The sequence below is a fragment of the Niabella sp. genome (genome assembly GCF_030150205.1).
In the GTDB taxonomy this organism is placed as follows: domain Bacteria; phylum Bacteroidota; class Bacteroidia; order Chitinophagales; family Chitinophagaceae; genus Niabella.
This window is the reverse complement of the sequence record NZ_JASLGT010000030.1, coordinates 142,985-160,294: the sequence shown is the minus strand read 5'-3', so window position 1 is coordinate 160,294 and position 17,310 is coordinate 142,985. Positions and strand designations below refer to the sequence as shown.

13 protein-coding genes are annotated in these 17,310 nt (G+C 47.7%); 7 read left to right on the top strand and 6 right to left on the bottom strand.

The window, feature by feature from the left end; all coding sequences use genetic code 11:
- Positions 1-167: 167 nt before the first annotated feature.
- The 3 genes from Q1V85_RS22705 to Q1V85_RS22695 form a co-directional block, all read right to left on the bottom strand.
- Positions 168-2,216, bottom strand: coding sequence for a M13 family metallopeptidase (locus Q1V85_RS22705; RefSeq protein ID WP_300603668.1), 2,049 nt, complete (start codon positions 2,214-2,216; stop codon positions 168-170).
- A 58-nt stretch (positions 2,217-2,274) separates the two neighbouring features.
- A complete protein-coding gene (locus Q1V85_RS22700; protein WP_300603666.1) occupies positions 2,275-4,041 on the bottom strand; it encodes a DUF885 family protein in 1,767 nt (588 codons plus the stop codon).
- A gap of 170 nt (positions 4,042-4,211) precedes the next feature.
- Positions 4,212-5,219, bottom strand: coding sequence for a helix-turn-helix transcriptional regulator (locus Q1V85_RS22695; RefSeq protein WP_300603663.1), 1,008 nt, complete (start codon positions 5,217-5,219; stop codon positions 4,212-4,214).
- Between the two features lie 248 nt (positions 5,220-5,467).
- Here Q1V85_RS22695 and Q1V85_RS22690 point away from each other — a divergent pair, with 248 nt between their 5' ends.
- The gene (locus tag Q1V85_RS22690; RefSeq protein ID WP_300603660.1) at positions 5,468-7,339 is read left to right on the top strand and encodes a PAS domain S-box protein; all 1,872 of its coding nucleotides are present in this window, start codon (positions 5,468-5,470) and stop codon (positions 7,337-7,339) included.
- 81 nt (positions 7,340-7,420) lie between these two features.
- On the top strand, positions 7,421-8,203 hold the full coding sequence (locus tag Q1V85_RS22685) for a hypothetical protein (RefSeq protein WP_300603657.1): 783 nt from the start codon (positions 7,421-7,423) through the stop codon (positions 8,201-8,203).
- A gap of 81 nt (positions 8,204-8,284) precedes the next feature.
- Here the strand turns inward: Q1V85_RS22685 and Q1V85_RS22680 are convergent, their stop codons facing one another.
- Positions 8,285-9,070, bottom strand: a complete 786-nt coding sequence (locus Q1V85_RS22680; protein WP_300603654.1) for a mechanosensitive ion channel family protein — start codon at positions 9,068-9,070, stop codon at positions 8,285-8,287.
- 357 nt (positions 9,071-9,427) lie between these two features.
- Here Q1V85_RS22680 and Q1V85_RS22675 point away from each other — a divergent pair, with 357 nt between their 5' ends.
- From Q1V85_RS22675 to Q1V85_RS22665, 3 genes are read left to right on the top strand one after another with little or no spacing between them, the layout of a single operon-like run.
- Entirely contained in the window at positions 9,428-9,619 is a 192-nt protein-coding gene (locus tag Q1V85_RS22675) for a DUF3606 domain-containing protein (protein WP_300603651.1), read from the top strand.
- Positions 9,620-9,637: 18 nt separating this feature from the next.
- Positions 9,638-12,367: a DNA ligase D gene (gene ligD / locus Q1V85_RS22670; RefSeq protein WP_300603649.1), complete on the top strand. Its 2,730-nt coding sequence runs from the start codon at positions 9,638-9,640 to the stop codon at positions 12,365-12,367.
- Positions 12,368-12,403: 36 nt separating this feature from the next.
- A complete protein-coding gene (locus Q1V85_RS22665; RefSeq protein WP_300603646.1) occupies positions 12,404-12,604 on the top strand; it encodes a CsbD family protein in 201 nt (66 codons plus the stop codon).
- A gap of 442 nt (positions 12,605-13,046) precedes the next feature.
- Here the strand turns inward: Q1V85_RS22665 and Q1V85_RS22660 are convergent, their stop codons facing one another.
- Entirely contained in the window at positions 13,047-13,757 is a 711-nt protein-coding gene (locus Q1V85_RS22660; RefSeq protein WP_300603644.1) for a porin family protein, read from the bottom strand.
- A gap of 417 nt (positions 13,758-14,174) precedes the next feature.
- The gene (locus tag Q1V85_RS22655; RefSeq protein WP_300603641.1) at positions 14,175-14,852 is read right to left on the bottom strand and encodes a dihydrofolate reductase family protein; all 678 of its coding nucleotides are present in this window, start codon (positions 14,850-14,852) and stop codon (positions 14,175-14,177) included.
- Positions 14,853-15,183: 331 nt separating this feature from the next.
- Here Q1V85_RS22655 and Q1V85_RS22650 point away from each other — a divergent pair, with 331 nt between their 5' ends.
- Entirely contained in the window at positions 15,184-16,206 is a 1,023-nt protein-coding gene (locus Q1V85_RS22650) for an LLM class flavin-dependent oxidoreductase (RefSeq protein WP_300603638.1), read from the top strand.
- 13 nt (positions 16,207-16,219) lie between these two features.
- Entirely contained in the window at positions 16,220-17,305 is a 1,086-nt protein-coding gene (locus Q1V85_RS22645; RefSeq protein ID WP_300603635.1) for an NAD(P)-binding domain-containing protein, read from the top strand.
- Positions 17,306-17,310 lie beyond the last annotated feature (5 nt).

The following is a 17,310-nucleotide window of genomic DNA, read 5'->3' as shown; positions in this document are numbered from 1 at the left end:
CTAAATTTTTACCGCAAGGCGCGCAAAGAATCCGCGAGGCCCGCTATAACAACAGGTCGGATGGCGTTCAAGCTATCCTGTCATCTGCCATTGACAACCATGTTAAGCCGACCTTATCATAGCTTCCGTTTAGCATCCATACATGTTCACATTGTCCTGGCTTCCCGCTACCAGATCCTTATCCGGTCTTTCGGTTCCCGGTACATTTTTTGGCCGGGTTGTACATTGAATGCCTTGTAGAAGGGATCAAAATTCATCAAAGGCCCGCGTACCCGCCAGTCAGGCGTGGAATGCGGATCTGTATGCACCAGCATTCGCATAATAGCATCTGTATACTTGGTCCTCCATGATTCTGCATAGGCCAAAAAGAAACGCTGGTCGGGTGTAAAGCCATCAATTTTTGTATCACTTTTCCCTTGCTGGGTCATTTTAAAGGCATCATAGGCAATGGCCACCCCGCCAAAGTCTGCAATGTTCTCCCCCGATGTCAGCTTACCATTGAGGTGCATGGAATCCAGCACTACAAAGCCATCATATAACTGTTGTATCTGTTTTACTTTTTCATCAAATTTTACTTTATCCTGTTTGGTCCACCAATCGTGTATATTGCCCACTTTATCAAATTGTGCCCCCTGGTCGTCGAATCCATGGGTGATTTCATGCCCGATCACCGCACCGATGCCGCCATAGTTTACAGCATCGTCTGCATCCTTGTCAAAGAATGGGAACTGCAAAATACCCGCGGGAAAATTAATATCGTTCTTGGTTGGATCGTAATAGGCGTTCAGCGTTGGCGGTGTCATCATCCAGATCGTTTCATCTACCGGCTTGCCTAACTGGGATAACTGGAATTCAAAATTATTCTGACTGGCAGATACGACATTCTCAAAATACTTCGACTTGTCAACATGCACCTTACTGTAATCACGCCATTTGTCCGGATAGCCAATTTTCCTGCGGATGGTTTTGAGCTTTTCTTCGGCCACTATTTTGGTGGAATCGCTCATCCAATCCAGTTTTTGAATGCGTGCTGCAAAGGCTTTTACCAGGTTATTGATCAATGCATCCATACGCTGTTTTGCCTCGGGCGGAAAATATTTTTTTACGTATAGCTGCCCCAGGGCCTCACCCAGTTTTTTGTCGGTAACACTGCAGATCCGCTCCCAGCGCGCCTGCTGCACTTTCTGGCCGGTCAGATCTTTCCGATAGCTAAACGCAGCATCCTGAAAAGGCTGACTCAGGTAACCGGAATAGTTCTTTAATATATGAGCCCGGAAATAGATTCTCCAATCGGCGATGGGCACCGTTTGTAAAAGGGTGTTCAGCCGGGTATAATAACCGGGTTGCTCCATATCTACGGAGTCAGCACGGGCACCGATATGGCTGAAGAAGGCCGTCCAGCCAATATTGGGTTGTTCCTTATCGATTTTGGCAAACGCCACTTTATTATAGTTCTCTTTTACATTGCGCAGCTCCACTACTGTTTTATGTGCCGTTGCCATCTCTTTTTCTATCTGATACACGGTAGCGGTATTTTTCGCGGCCGTTGCAGGATCCGCACCGGCTAACCGGAACAAGGTTGCCAGATAATTTTTGTACGAAGTTTGAATGGCAAGCGTGGCACTGTCTGTTCTGAAATAATAATCCCTTTCAGGCATACCAATACCGGTTTGCAGTAATATGGCAATATTCATGAGACTGTTTCCCTGGTCAGAGTCTACATGAAAACCGAAAATGGTTTCATTCCCCTTTTTTTCCTCTTCTGCCACAAACTTCAGCAGGGACGGCAGATCCGTAATGGCATCAATTTGGGCCAGCAATGGTTTTACCGGTTCGTACCCCCGGTTGTTAATGGTAAGCGTGTCCATACCCGAAGCATAAAAATCGCCCACCTTTTGTTCAATACTTCCGGCACTGCCGCTATTGTTTTTCGCAGCATCATCTAAAAGTGTTTTCAACTGCTGCTGTATTCTCCGGTAAACATCCAGGCCACTTCCTGCATCGAAATAATCCGGGGAAATTTTAGCAGTGTCCGCCCATTTACCATTGGCAAACCGGTAAAAGTCATCGCCGGGCTTTACGGTACTATCAACGAACTGTGTTTCTATAAAATGTTCACGAACCGAACCGGGATGACTGCCGTTGTTGTGGCATGCAGCAATGGCGCTCAAAAGCGCAGCGCCAACGGCAAGAGTAGTGAGCCTGCTTTTATTCATTTGTTTTGTTTTTATTATTGAACGCAATCCATGTAATGACCGGATCTTTTAGTTTGGGTTATTTAACCGATGCCGCCCAATCATCCATATAATTTTCAAATACCGTTAAAGGCATGGCACCGCCTTTCAGGATGGCATCATGAAAATCGCGGATACTGAATTTGTCGCCTAAGCGGGCTTTGTACCGGTTGCGCAGCTCCTTTATTTTCAGTTCGCCAATTTTGTAGGAAAGCGCCTGGGCTGGTAAGGCCATATAACGTTCAATTTCCAATGTCACCATTTGTTCCGACATCGGTTCATGATCCATCATATACTTTATAGCCTCTTCCCGGGTCATTTTGCCGGTATGCAAACCAGCGTCTACCACCAGGCGGATGGCCCGGTGCATTTCCGCGCTCAGCGCCCCCAGCTGATGATAGGGACTGGTGTAAACGCCCAGCCCCCTGCCCAATGATTCGATATATAAGCCCCATCCCTCTGTAAAGGCACTGTTGGCATATTTTTGCCGGAACAGCGGAACGCCCGTATTTTCATGTTGCAGGCTCAGCTGGTAATGATGCCCGGGAATTGCTTCATGTAAAAACAAATTCTCTATATCCAGGTTGGTGATATTGAATGTTGCAGGATCCACAATGGAAACATAAAAAATGCCCGGGCGGTTGGTAGGCAGATCTCCCGGAAGATATTCAGCAGGAGTAGACGCGGCCCTGAAAGCTTCGGTTTTCCGGATCTCAAAAGGTGTTTGGGGCGCAACGCCAAAATATTCCGGAAGATGGGGTTTTATCGTTGCATAAACTGCGTGGATGGCATCCAGCACTTCCTGGTCCGTTTTAAACGGCATAAATTGTTTGTCGGTTTTCATAAATTCAAACAATTCGGACAGCGTTCCTTTATAACCGATGGAATCTTTTATCTTTTCCATTGCTGCCGTAATCCGGGCCACTTCGGACAGGCCTAACTGATAGACGGCTTCCGGGTCTTTATCAACCGTTACAAAAGCGGCAATATAGTCCTTATACATTTCCCTGCCGTTGGGCAGGGCATTGAGCCCGGAACTGGAACGGGCGGCGGGTAAATATTCATCCTGGAAGAAATCGGCCAGTTTCTGCATCGAAGCAAAAACAGCGGTGGCCATCACGTCTTTAAACGCCGCGCTTAAACGTTCCCGCTCTTCTTTGGAAAAATTTTCCGGGAAGTTTTTTATTGGTCCGTAAAAAGAAGCGGCTTCTTCATTTTTTGCCAGTGCCTGCATTTGCGGGATGGTTTTTATAACCAATGCCCGGGGCAGTACGATTCCTGTTTTAATACCTTTACGCATATTATCAATCGCCACATCGGTCCATCTTGTAAAAGCCCGGCAGCGCTTCAGCCAGTTGTCGTAATCTTTAACGGTTTTAAAAGGCTGTGCCGATGTTCCTGAACCTGCTATAGCCAGATACATGGGGAAGCTGAAAAACTGGCTGATAGGCATATATTCCAGGTGGTGTTTTTCCATTCTAAGCCCGGTTTGAATATCACTTTCCAAAATTGCCAGGGAGATCCGGTCTTCTTTGTTCAGTGCTTTTTTTTCAAATGTGTTCAGCTGGGCCAGGTAGCTGGTGTACATATGGTGCACCGCTTCCAGATGCTGCGCATCATCCGCAGGAAACTGATCGTTGTAACCATCAACACCATCAAATGTTGCCTGCAACGGATTGAGTGCATAATATGCTTTATAATACTGGTCGAAAAGCCGGTGAAGTTTTGCATTTTTTTGCTGTGCATGGCCGGCGATGATGCTGCCGGTAAAAATAGCAGCGCAAAGGATCATTTTTCTCATATTCATTGTACAACAGTTTTGTTACCAGGTTCTCAGGGCCAATCGTTACCTGTTTTTCAAAAGCAAGTGGCAGTTGTTTTGGCTGCGACCCCGGGGGCATACGAATCTGCTACTTGCCGAAGTGCAAATTTCACCAAAACCGGTATGCAGATCTGGCAAAAAAATGTGCAGAAACACTATTTTTTCACGTAAGAAGCCGGGCTTTCACCATACACCTGCTTAAAACTACGCCCAAATGCGGACGTATCCTGGTACCCGATCTTATAGCAAACATCTTTTACATGATGCCCCAATTCCAAAAGCTTGAGCGCTTCCTTCATTTTCAGGTTCCGGAAATATTGCGCGGCCGTAAGCCGGAAGATGGTTTTAAATTTTTTATTAAAGGAGCTCTCCGACATTTTACATTGCGCTGCAAGGAAACCGGTTCCCGGGAAATCTGCGGCATAGGATTTTTCCATATAATTGAGCGCAACTTCCAACTCGCCGGACTCCTGGCCTGATGCACCTGTTTTGTACTTTTGTATGCCGGAAATTTCCTCCAGGAACGAGCTGATCAGCGTATATGATCCTGTTTTTAGCTTCAGCTTCTGAAAAATGTCCTTTTCCTTGTTGAATGCGGAACAAATAGCTTCAGCCAGGTGCTGGTATTGTTTCACTTCTGCCTGCACGAAGGCCTTTTCCCGGAAATTTAATACAGGGGCAATCAATGGCTTTTTTGCCAGGGAGGCCATATCCAGGTTTTCGGCGATCCATTTTTTATGCATTTCGATCTGGATGCCAAATGCCTGCTGCCGGGCCTTGATAAAAATTTCGGCATTCATTTGTCCGTTGAAAAAAGCGGCAAACTGGTTGCCCGAATAAAACTGTTCGTCAACTTTCAAATACAATGGATTCTTGGTACGCTTTTCCGTAAAATAAAAAACAAGGGTAAAATAGTCGGAGTCAGGATTGGGGATCAATCCATATTCCGCGTCTACCGGGCTGTAACTGGTAAAAGAAAACAGGAAGAGCCCGTCCTCCAGGAGCCGGTATTTAAACGAAGAATCTATGACCTCATTTTTAATTTCTATGGCCCCGGAATTTTGATCGTGCCGGGCATCGGGGTGCAGCTGCAACATGCTATTGATATACACTTCCGGGTCGGAAATAATGGTAGAAAAGCGGATCGATTCAGGGAGCTCCATATTTTACAGGGTATAATCTTCAAATTTATTAAATTATACGTAAATAAGGAGCACTAACCGGAATTCGGGGTTCTGTTATTTGAAGCACAGCGAAGCCATTACGTTCTCCGGGAAGTAATCCGGGCAAAAATCAACCTGCTGTAGATTTTATTCCCCACAATTTCCTTTTCCGGATCTGCCAGGTGGTCTTTCAACTCCTTTTACGCGCCTTCGTCCAAATCCAAAAGCAGAAACCTGAAAGGTGTTGAATGAATGCGTATCTTGTGTTTACTCTTATGAAAGAATCGAATCGCCCCCCTAAACCCTTCACCAGTTCCGAAAGCTCCTTAACCGCTTTGGCTGCATCTGCATTTGATGCCGTTTTTAGTATGAGCGGCGACTGGCAGCAGATGCGGAGTCTTAAAGGCGCCGGCATTGCTGTAACCGCTCCCATCGCAGACTGGATGCAGGTATATATTCCGCAGGAGGAACAGGCCCGGGTTTCCAATGCCATCCGGCAGGCAGTTTTAAACAAAAAAAAAATCCGCTTAACGCACCGCGTGCTGCAGCCCGATGGCAATACCGGGTGGGTATTATCCACTGCCGTACCGGTCCTGGATCACCAGGGTGCTATTACGGAATGGTTCGGCGGCCTCATCGATATTACAAAAAGCCACCGTACACCGGAGCTGATGCAGGCGACCGGGCTGATGGCGGAGCGTCAAAAACGCCTGTATGAAACCATTACTGCAAACACGCCCGACCTGATGTATGTATTTGACCTGGAGTACCGCTTTACCTATGCTAATAAGGCCCTCCTGGCCATGTGGGGCAAAAGATGGGAAGATGCTATTGGAAAAGGATTGCGGGAAAACGGGTATGAAGACTGGCATGCGGAAATGCATGAGAAAGAGATCGATGAAATCAGGAGAACGCAACAACCCATCCGGGGAGAAGTGTCTTTTCCGCATGCCGTTCTGGGCCGGCGTATATACGACTATATTTTTACACCGGTATTAAATGATTGGGGTGAAGTGGAGGCCATCGCCGGTACCACAAGAGATATTACGGATATACGGAATGCTGAAATGAAAATCGCTGAAAGCGAAAACCGGTTCCGGAATATGGCCGAAGGTGCAGACGTAATGATCCATGTAACAGACGGGCAGGGAACCAACCTGTACTTTAACCGGCTATGGGCCGTAGTTACCGGGCTTCCCATACCCAAACTATTAACATCCGGCTGGGTACACCTGGTGTATCCCGAAGATAAGGCACGGGTAGAAAGCTTACTGGCCGAAGGTATTGTGAAAAGGCACCGTTGGAAATCCGAGTTCCGTATTTTAAGATCAGACGGCGCCTACCTGTGGTTGCTGTTACAGGCAACGCCCCGTTTTCATTCCGATGGTTCTTTTGCAGGCTATATTCATTCGCTGGTCGACATCACGGAAATCAAGGAAAACGAGCAGCGCAAAAATGATTTCATCAGTACCATCAGCCACGAATTACGAACGCCGCTGACCTCTGCCGCCGGCTTTGTAGAAATACTCCAGGCCAGGGCAGCAACTGATGGTGACCGGCAGTCTGAAGACCTGCTGACGATCGTAAACAAACAGCTCGAAAAGATGACACGGATGCTTCATAACTTTTTGCATGCTGCCCGTTTTGATTTACCCGCCCCTCCTGTAAACCCGGAGCGGTTTAATATCCGGACCCTCCTGCTCGACTTAGAGGAGGAGTTTAACGCAACCACCAGCAGTCACACACTTACCTTTAAGCTGCAGGATATCTGGATCGATGCGGATAGAGAGAAAATTGCGCAGGTCATTCACAACCTCGTCAGCAATGCCCTCAAATATGCACCGGCCGGATCCACCATTACCATCGAATGCAGCGTTACCAATGGCTTGCTGCGGTTAACGGTTGAAGATACCGGCCCGGGCATCCGCCTGGAAGAGCAGCCGTTGATCTTTACGCGGTTTTACCGGGTTCGCAACACACAAACCCGCTATATTTCGGGATTTGGCATCGGCCTGTTTATCTGCAGCGAAATCATTAAAGCACATAACGGGCAAATCGGGGTGGAAAGCTGGCCCGGCAAAGGCAGTGTTTTTTATTTTACCCTGCCGGTTGCCCATTGACCGTGTTTGCACCCTCTTGTTTATTTGAATGTGGTGGTATGGAACAGTTCTTGTGCATAACCATAGCTGAACTTTAAAAATATGGCCCAATCAACTAAAGACTTACCCTCATTTATCGTTTACCAGCCCAACGCAAAAACATTCCATATCTGCCTGGAGGCCGGCAGCGTTTACTATGTATGGTCCGGCATCTATCCGCCTACCCGCGATAACCGGTTTGCACGCAGCATTACCCGGCAAAAGGACATGGCCCAAAAAGAAATCCCCCAAAAAAAGGTTTATGACAAAGGCACATATACGGTGAACAAAGGCGATGATAAAGCTGCTGCAGAAAAAAAACTAAGAGCCGGTACCAGTAAACAATCTTTCTCTTTTATCTTTTACGGAAAGCGGCTCAAGGGCCGGTTTATTATTAAGCAAACTGCAGCCGGCACCGTAATTCAAAAATTTAAAGACTCATTTGCAACTGAAGAAAATGTTTTAAGTGAGGACCTTGGCAGAACCATCAGCCTGATGATACCGGATTACGATCCGGATTCCATAAAACTGCCTTCTCCTCAAAAAGAAAAGCGACCGGCAGCCGTTAAAAAGGATAAGCCGGCTAACGCAGCGAGCCGGCATTCCGCTGAACAACCAACCGCCGACAAGCGGATCGGCAACACCGGGTATCATTTCGCTTTTTATCACTCAGATGCCGGCCCGGATCTTTGCGTTGTTACGAATGACCGGAATGAAGTCCTCGTTTTGCAAAAGCACAAAGACCACTGGCAGTTGCTCAAAGCCGCTAAAGGTGCGGTGCTGAAAAAGGCCGATGCACTTGCTTCACATGTCCGGGCGCTGCGTCGGATCCAGGATCCATCTTAACAATAACGAACCGGCCTTCCTTCATCGCTCCTTTAGAACGGTCAGCAGGCATATCATTAAACCGAATACGCAGCCCTGCAGCTACATTCCCGGCAATGGCAGCCCCGATTGTTTCAGGCGTTGTAACAATTTTTCCTGGAATTGAAATTTGGTATCGGTAAAACCATGCGCATTGATCCAGAGGTTCAGCATCACTTTATACCCATCGGCTTCCAGAGAAGAAATCCCGATCCTTTTGGGCGGTTCATGGAGAATATTCCCCGAATCTTCAATTGCCTGGCCGATGATCTGCTTTACCTGCTCGTAGTCCGTACCATTCGTAAATTTCATCTCAATATCCAGCCTCCGGTTACCGGACGCACTTACATTAATAATAACTTCATTGGATAGCTTGCTGTTGGGAATGACAACGATCCGGTTATCGAAGGTAGTTACAATCGTATAAAAGATCCGGATCTCTGTTACCGTGCCTTCCTGCCCCTGTGCGATGATATTGTCCCCGGCCTGGAACGGTTTTAAAAAAAGGATAAGCACACCACTGGCAAAATTCTGCAAGGTACCCGAAAGTGCCAGTCCGGCCGCTACACCAAAAGAAGTGATCAATGCGGCAAACAGGGTCATGGTAATACCCGCGATCTGCATAACGGCCAGTAACAGCAGCACCCGGAGCAGCACAACCACCATACTTTGCAGAAAGGGTTTTAATGAACGGTCGATTTGCTTCTTCCCCATTACACGGCTCAGATAAGCAGCAAAAAGCCGTATCAGCCATAAGCCCAGGAACAATACAACAAGAGCCAGCAGCACAGCAGGCCCATGCGTGATCATCCATGAATACATCCGATGCAACCAAACTTCTGCTTTCATGATTACTGTTTTTATCGGCAGTGAGCGCTGATACTGTTTGCCTGTGAACAGCACCGCCTCTTTGTCCGCATTTTCACCCGCAATTACCATTCCTAATGTTGTTTCCTTAAGAGGACCTGGAAATATCGCAACACTTTTTTTGGAAAAAGCGGTAGTATCACCTTAAACACCCTCGGAGTTAAGCCGTTTAGTGATTCTTCTTTGGCAACAATTTTGTAGTTCCAAATAAACGGGGAGCACCGTTTCCCGGCCCCGGCATTACCTGCTGTTTTTAAAACGGGTTTTAAAGTTGCCGGCAAACAGCCCCCATAACTCCAGGTCTTGATTCTTTAAATAAATGATTAAAACACTCTGACCATGACAGACAATAAAGCGATACAGGACGCGCGCGACCGCAGCAAGGTAAGCGGATCCGAAAAGTATGAGATACAGTACTTCAAAGATAAGCTGGGTGTGTCGGCCCAGGCTGTTATGGGGGCTATAAAAGCAACCGGCTCCAACAACCGGAAAACCCTGGAGCAATACTTAAGGAAAAGACACCATAAATAAACCCATAACAGACTTCGCATGTCCCTTACAAAATACCGGCAAAAGCGCAACCCCTCTAAAACTCCGGAGCCCTTTGGCGGCGAAAAGGCAGAAAAGGAATTGCTGCGCTTTGTAGTGCAGAAACATGCTGCTTCACATCTTCACTACGATTTCCGTCTTGAAATGCGGGGAGTATTGAAAAGCTGGGCGGTGCCAAAGGGACCATCTACCGACCCGGCTGTAAAACGGCTGGCGATGATGGTAGAAGACCACCCTTATGACTACCGCAACTTCGAGGGTATTATTCCGGCGGGGCAATATGGCGGCGGAACCGTTATTGTTTGGGATGAAGGCAGATTTGCAGATGCGGACCTGGAGGATAGGCCCAAGGCCGAACAGGAAAAGCACCTGCTTCATGGTTTGTTTACCGGGAAGTTAAAGTTTGTGCTCCATGGCAAAAAACTGAAGGGCCGGTTTGCCCTTGTTCGTGCGCCGGGCCGCGGAGAAAATGCATGGCTGCTGATGAAACTGGATGACAAATATGCCTCGCCAAAAGATATCTTATTAAAGGATAAATCGGTACAGTCTGGCAAGACCATAGAAAAAATAGCCGCAACCAGTAAACATATTTATGGTCAGGCCGCATCTAAAGCAACAGCAGCAAAAAGGCCGGCCTCAAAAACTTCTTCCGCAAGAAAAAAGAGCAACAAACCATTGCCAGCCACCAGTGCGCAATTGGAGGAAACACTGGATACGGACGTAGATGCGCTGCTGGCAAAAGCCAAGCGCGGCAGTATGCCCGTTAATATTAAACCGATGCTTGCTACCCTGGTTGACAAGCCTTTTGATGATCCGGACTGGCTTTATGAGATCAAATGGGACGGTTACCGGGCGCTGGCATTCCTGCGGAACGGGCAAACCAGCCTGCGCTCGAGGAATGATAAGGTCTTCGATAAAAAGTTTTACCCGGTTTATGATATCATCAGCCAGTGGAAGTTCAATGCCGTGTTCGATGGTGAAATTGTAGCCTTAAATAAAAAAGGAGGATCCAACTTCAACATCCTGCAAAACTGGCGCAGTGAAGCCGACGCCGAACTGGCCTTTTATATTTTTGATATTCTTTGGTACAATGGAAAAAATCTTATGGGCCTGCCCTTAACCGAACGGCAGGCCATCTTAAAAGCAGTATTGCCGGCAGATGATGACCGGATCCGGCTTAGTACGGTTTTTAATGTACCGGGTACAGAGATGTTTGCAGCGGCTCAAAAAATGGGACTGGAGGGTATTATGGCCAAGCGGGCAAGTAGTACATACACGGCGGATCTGCGCAGCAAAGAGTGGTTAAAAATTAAGGTTCATAAACGGCAGGAGGTGATCATTGCCGGTTTTACAAAAAATGCAGGCACCTCCAAAACCTTCAGTGCGCTGCTCTTAGCGGTTTATGATAAAAAAAAGCTTACTTATGCCGGCAAGGTAGGAACCGGTTTTTCCGATAAGCAGCAAAAAAGTATGATGGAACAATTTAAGCCGCTTATTACAGACCATTCGCCCTTCCGGGAAGAAATTGATGTAGACAAACCTTCACGGTTCAGGCAGCGCATGGGCGCAAAACCTACCTGGCTAAAGCCCCGGCTCGTTTGTGAGATCTCATTTGCGGAGATTACGGAAGACGGCGTGTTCCGGCACCCTTCCTTTGAGGGCATGCGTGCCGATAAAAAAGCTGCCGATGTGATCCGTGAAACAGCAGCCGATACGCTGCAGGTGGTGGATGAAGTAAACAACCAGCTTAAGCCCTCAACGGTGTTAATGAAGCCGCCTGAAGATCAAAGCCGCAAAACATTGCTTAACCCTACGAACGAAACGCAGGTACGGAAAATTAACGGCCATGAATTAAAGTTCACCAACCTGAGCAAAGTATTCTGGCCAAAGGAGGGCTACACTAAAAGAGACCTGTTTAACTACTATTACCAGGTAGCCGAATATATACTGCCCTATTTAAAAGACCGGCCTCAATCGCTTAACCGTTTTCCGAACGGGATCAGCAAACCGGGCTTTTATCAAAAAGATGTAAAGGGCAAATCTCCCGACTGGGTAAAAACATTCCCTTACACAACAAGCGAAGGAGAAAATAAAGAATTCCTGGTTGGAGATAACGAGGCCACCTTATTATGGATGGCGTCCCTTGGCTGTATTGAAATGAATCCCTGGTTTAGCCGCGTTCAGTCGCCGGATCATCCGGATTATTGTGTACTGGACCTCGATCCGGATAAAAACACCTTCGACCAGGTGATAGAGATCGCCGTTGCCATCAAATCGGTACTGGATGCCATCCAGGTACCCTGCTGCTGCAAAACTTCGGGGTCTACCGGTTTGCATATTTATATCCCTTTAGGAGCAGCATATACCTATGATCAGTCACAGCTATTCGGACGTTTGATTGTAAGCGTGGTGCAGCAGCAATACCCATCTTTTACCAGCCTGGAACGAATAGTGAAAAACCGGAAAGGAAAAATGTACCTTGACTTTCTTCAAAACCGGCCTGGTGCCACGCTGGCCTGCCCCTACTCGCTTCGTCCCAAACCAGGTGCCACCGTTTCTATGCCGCTTCATTGGGATGAATTAAAGCCGGGTCTGAAAATGACGCAGTTCACCATTCAAAATGCAGTGCACCGTATTAAGGAAACCGGGGACCTGTTTAAACCCGTTTTGGGCAAAGGCATTAACCTGGAGGCTGCCCTGAAAAAGTATCAGCGCATATTTGAGCAATAATTATACGCATATTTTAAACATTAAAATTTTAACATTATGAACCCCGTAAACGACAAGATCAAAGGACACTGGAACATTATTAAAGGCAACCTGAAACAACGATGGGCCGACCTCACGGATGATGATCTGCTTTACGAAGAAGGCAGAGAAGATGAATTGCTGGGAAAAATACAAAAGAAAACCGGCGAAACGAAAGAAAACATCAATGCCTTCATCGATAAAATGAAGTTTGATTAAACAGGGCCGGCCATTATAAACCATAAAGTTACCGGGCTACTGAGGCACAGAAGAACCACAAAGACCGAAAGGCACAAAGAAACACAAAGAGCAAATAGCCTTAGTGCATCTTCGCGCCTTGGTGTCTTGGTGGCTAATACCCGCGCCATAGCCACCTGCAGCCCCTTAAATAAAAAAGATCACAGCCAACCTTCATTAGCTGTGATCCCTTATCTGTTCAAGACGGATTGAATGACTTAGAAGTAGAACACCCCGCTTACACCAGGGGATCGGGATGACTTGTGAGCCATCGAGCGGTACCTAACCTTAGTGCATCTTCGTGCCTTCGTGTCTTGGTGGCCAATACCGGCGCCATAGCCATCTGCAGCCCGTTAAATAAAAAAGATCACAGCCAACCTTCATTAGCTGTGATCTCTTATCTGTTCAAGACGGATTGAATGACTTAGAAGTAGAACACCCCGCTTACACCAATGGCACGATGCTGATTACTTTTATTGGCATTATTATCATTGCTTCCCCCGGGAGCCGTATTGGTAAGGCCGATGCCGTATTGCGCGTGCACCCCTACTCTGCCAAAATCCAACCCGCCGATAATATTTGCACCAAAATCAAACCGTTTAAATTGTCCGGAACCTACTGTTCCATTCCGGTCACTACCATCCAGCGGATTATCATTTCCCCATTTAATATTTTGAGATGATGTTGTCGTAGTGCTTCCTGTTTCCACGGTGGTCTTCAGCTTACCACCCAGGCCCACAGCCGCATAGGGCCCTGCTCCTATATAGGCTTTCACCTTATCATTAAACGGCAACATGATGGCCACATTTACCGGCAATTCCAGGTACAGCGGGTTTACTTTATAAGTGGTTTTTACACCATTCGTTAACGCGGTTGAGGATTCTGTTCCTTTAGATGTAAGATCCAGGCCGGTTCTGATTTCAAAGGTAGATCCCAGCGGAATGGCTCCGATCACCCCTGCATTAAAGCTATTTAAGCTTTTACTGTCGTCTAAATTGCCTTCCCGGCCATTTGTAATGTTCGTGTTGTTCCACCCTGCTTTCACTCCAAACTTTGCATCGGCAAAACCCTGGGCATGAGCAAAACCGGTCATTCCAAAAAGGGCCAGGGCTCCAATAATTAATTTGCGTTTCATAGTTTCTGTTTTTTTGATAAATAATTGCGGTACATATCCCAATTGTTATGTCATATTGCATGCCAAAACCGGGCTGCCCGCTGCTGCAATTATTTATTTTAAAAAATAAAAACAGGACGCCCTTCTTCAATGACCTAGTTTCCAGATGATTATTTCCCTATTTTTTCAGTGCACACACCCGGCCGGATTTTAATCCCGTTTTTCATAGGTTTTTGAGATTAAACATCCGCCATTCATAGCGCCGGACAGCAATCCTGCAAAAAACAATGATAAAAATACAGCCATCGGTATCGAATGGCTATAAAGTTAAAAATTGGTGTAACGCATATGGCAGCTGTGTTACGGTTTGCTGCAATCGCAATCAGCATTACCTGTTTCAAAACAGCGGTCTGCGCTGCGAATGATCTGTAATGCTTCTTAAACCGTATTGTTCCGACCTTCCTCTTCCGCCCATTTCCTTCTTCGTTCCATTTCAGCTTCACTGATGGTGGCTGCTTCAAAATGGCCCAGCTTCACTTCGCCCGCCGGTACATAGCTGGCAATAATGATACCGGCCGGTGCTACTGCCGATGCGGTCATTTTCCACTCCTGGGCAAGTGTACCTTCCCCAAACAATCGCTTCCCTTTTCCCAGTGTGATCGGGTATATCCAGGTATGCAGTTCATCTACCAGCCGGTGTGCAAACAAGGTTTGTACCAGCACACTACTGCCAAACACCAGCAGATCCGGTCCATCCTGTTCTTTTAATTGCTTTAATTCGTTTACCACGTTTTTGCTGATCAATACCGAATGATTCCAGGAAGTGTTAACCGGCGTTGTGGCCACTACATATTTGTTGACCTGGTTAAACGTTCCGGCGATGGCATCGTTTTGATAAGGCCAGTACGCCGAAAATATTTCATAGGTACGGCGCCCCAGCAGCAGGTCAAACGGCTTGTTCATCAGTTTTGCCAGTTCCCTGTCCGTTTGCTCATCCGGATATCCGAATTGCCAGCCACCCCATTGAAATCCATTGGCAGGATCTTCTGCAGCCCCACCCGGTGCCTGCAGCACCCCGTCCATTGTCAGAAATGTTGTTACAATTATTTTACGCATCGCTGTTTGATTTATCATACAAAGCTAAACTGCTTCCAACTCCGGAGTGGCATAAACTTGCGACAATGCTGCGGGCCGTTTACGCCAGGGGATCCGCTTACCAAAAGCATGGCCGGCATCTTCCGCTTAGATCAAACCGCTTCAGGGTTAAAGAGACATCCGGCAAAAGCTTCGTTCCGGATGCCAAAGAGCGTGGCATTGATTTCCGGGTGTCCCCTGTTTACAACAATCGCGGCAGATGTTTGTTATTTATTAAATTTGAATCGTATATACCAAATCTCCGGAGGAGCGATGATCCATCGCCCGGCGCACCGGGAAACAAATAAAACAGATGAAAAAGATAGGTTTTTTATCATTTGGACATTGGGCCAATCATCCGGCCTACAGCACCAAAACGGCGAGCGACACCTTGCTGCAGTCAATTGACCTGGCGGTAGCGGCAGAAGCGATCGGTATAGATGGTGCCTATTTCCGGGTACATCATTTTGCCAAACAGCTGGCATCCCCGTTTCCTTTATTGGCCGCCATTGGGGCCAAAACCAGCAAAATAGAAATCGGTACCGGGGTCATTGATATGCGGTACGAAAACCCGCTGTATATGGTGGAAGATGCCGGTGCTGCTGATTTAATATCCGGCGGACGTCTGCAACTGGGCATCAGCCGCGGCTCGCCCGAACAGGTCATCGACGGCTGGCGCCATTTTGGTTACGAACCGGCTGCCGGGGATACCGATGCCGATATGGGCCGTAAAAAAGGACTGGAATTTTTTGAGCAACTGAAAGGTGTGGGATTTGCCCAACCCAATCCCAACCCGATGTTTCCCAATCCTCCCGGGCTTTTACGTTTGGAACCGTTTTCCCCCGGGCTGCGCAACCGTATCTGGTGGGGATCTGCATCGGACGCTACAGCGGTTTGGGCCGGAAAAGTGGGTATGAACCTGCAGAGCTCCACCCTTAAATTTGATGAAAGCGGCAAGCCCTTTCATATACAGCAGGCCGAACAGATCCGGTTGTTTAAACAGGCCTGGAAGGAAGCCGGCCATACACATCAGCCCAGGGTTTCGGTAAGCCGTTCTGTGTTTGCATTGGTCAACGACCAGGACCGGTATTACTTTGGTCATGAGGCCGACCGGACCGATAAGGTGGGCATCCTGGAAGCAGACAAGCGTGCCATTTTTGGCCGGAGTTATGCCGCAGAGCCGGATCAGCTCATTAAAGAGCTGGCCGAGGATGAAGCCATTCAGGAAGCCGATACGGTCTTATTAACCATTCCCAATACCCTGGGAGTAGATTATAACATCCACGTGCTTTCTTCCATATTGGAGCATGTAGCGCCCGGACTGGGATGGCGGTAAACGGAGCAGTAGCATGGTGCATAAAATCCGATATAAAACCAGGATCGCCGTTATTGGCGCCGGGCAGGCAGGACTATCCGCTGCTTATCATTTAAAGAAACAGGGATTGCATATTGGCCGGGATTTTATCATTCTTGACGAAGCCCCCGGCCCCGGTGGTGCCTGGCAATACCGGTGGCCTTCGCTTACACTGAGCACGGTTAACCGCATCCACGATCTGCCCGGCATGTCGTTCGAGGCAACGGTTAACACCCATGAAACGGAGGTGAGGGCCAATGCGGCCGTACCCCGTTACTATGATTTGTATGAAAAGAAAATGGGCATCCGGGTATACCGTCCGCTAAAAGTTGAAACGGTTTACAACCATGAGGGACGGTTTTATATCGACAGTTCCAAAACCCTGTTCTCTGCCTCCGGCATTATCAATGCAACGGGTACCTGGGAAAATCCTTATATCCCCGAATACCCGGGCGGGGATCTTTTCCAGGGGGAACAATTGCATACCAAAGATTTTAAAACGGCCGGTTATTTCAAAGGCAAACATGTGATTGTAGTGGGTGCCGGCATTTCCGCCATCCAGTTGCTGGATCAGATTTCGAAGGTAACCACCACAACCTGGGTTACCCGCCGCCCACCCGAATTCAGAGAAGGTCCTTTTGATGATGTGGCCGGTCACAATGCCGTTGCCCTGGTAGAAGAGCGGGTGCGGAAAGGGCTGCCGCCGCTGTCTGTAGTTTCAGTTACCGGCCTGCCTGTTTCACCCGAAGTGATCGACATGAAAAAAAGAGGGGTTTTAAAACGGTTCCCCATGTTTAATGAGATCACCCGGGATGGCGTAAAATGGAGCGATGGCCATGAAGAAAAAGCAGATGTCATTCTCTGGAATACCGGTTTTAAAAGTGCCCTGGAACATCTAAAGCCCGTTTTACCACGGGAAGCAAACGGTGGCATCCTGATGACCGGAAGGCTGGCAACCATGGTAGCCAAAGAACCCCGCATTCACCTGGTGGGCTATGGTCCGTCTGCATCCACCATTGGCGCCAACCGCGCCGGAGCCGCCGCGGCAAGGGAATTAATGAAGACATTGGAACTATTATAAGTTCC

Excerpts from the sequence above, each read along its gene's own strand:
- Q1V85_RS22705 (WP_300603668.1), bottom strand. The coding sequence starts at position 2,216 with ATGAATAAAAGCAGGCTCACTACTCTTGCCGTTGGCGCTGCGCTTTTG.
- Q1V85_RS22700 (WP_300603666.1), bottom strand. The coding sequence starts at position 4,041 with ATGAATATGAGAAAAATGATCCTTTGCGCTGCTATTTTTACCGGCAGC.
- Q1V85_RS22695 (WP_300603663.1), bottom strand. The coding sequence starts at position 5,219 with ATGGAGCTCCCTGAATCGATCCGCTTTTCTACCATTATTTCCGACCCG.
- Q1V85_RS22690 (WP_300603660.1), top strand. The coding sequence starts at position 5,468 with ATGAATGCGTATCTTGTGTTTACTCTTATGAAAGAATCGAATCGCCCC.
- Q1V85_RS22685 (WP_300603657.1), top strand. The coding sequence starts at position 7,421 with ATGGCCCAATCAACTAAAGACTTACCCTCATTTATCGTTTACCAGCCC.
- Q1V85_RS22680 (WP_300603654.1), bottom strand. The coding sequence starts at position 9,070 with ATGAAAGCAGAAGTTTGGTTGCATCGGATGTATTCATGGATGATCACG.
- Q1V85_RS22675 (WP_300603651.1), top strand. The coding sequence starts at position 9,428 with ATGACAGACAATAAAGCGATACAGGACGCGCGCGACCGCAGCAAGGTA.
- ligD (WP_300603649.1), top strand. The coding sequence starts at position 9,638 with ATGTCCCTTACAAAATACCGGCAAAAGCGCAACCCCTCTAAAACTCCG.
- Q1V85_RS22665 (WP_300603646.1), top strand. The coding sequence starts at position 12,404 with ATGAACCCCGTAAACGACAAGATCAAAGGACACTGGAACATTATTAAA.
- Q1V85_RS22660 (WP_300603644.1), bottom strand. The coding sequence starts at position 13,757 with ATGAAACGCAAATTAATTATTGGAGCCCTGGCCCTTTTTGGAATGACC.
- Q1V85_RS22655 (WP_300603641.1), bottom strand. The coding sequence starts at position 14,852 with ATGCGTAAAATAATTGTAACAACATTTCTGACAATGGACGGGGTGCTG.
- Q1V85_RS22650 (WP_300603638.1), top strand. The coding sequence starts at position 15,184 with ATGAAAAAGATAGGTTTTTTATCATTTGGACATTGGGCCAATCATCCG.
- Q1V85_RS22645 (WP_300603635.1), top strand. The coding sequence starts at position 16,220 with ATGGTGCATAAAATCCGATATAAAACCAGGATCGCCGTTATTGGCGCC.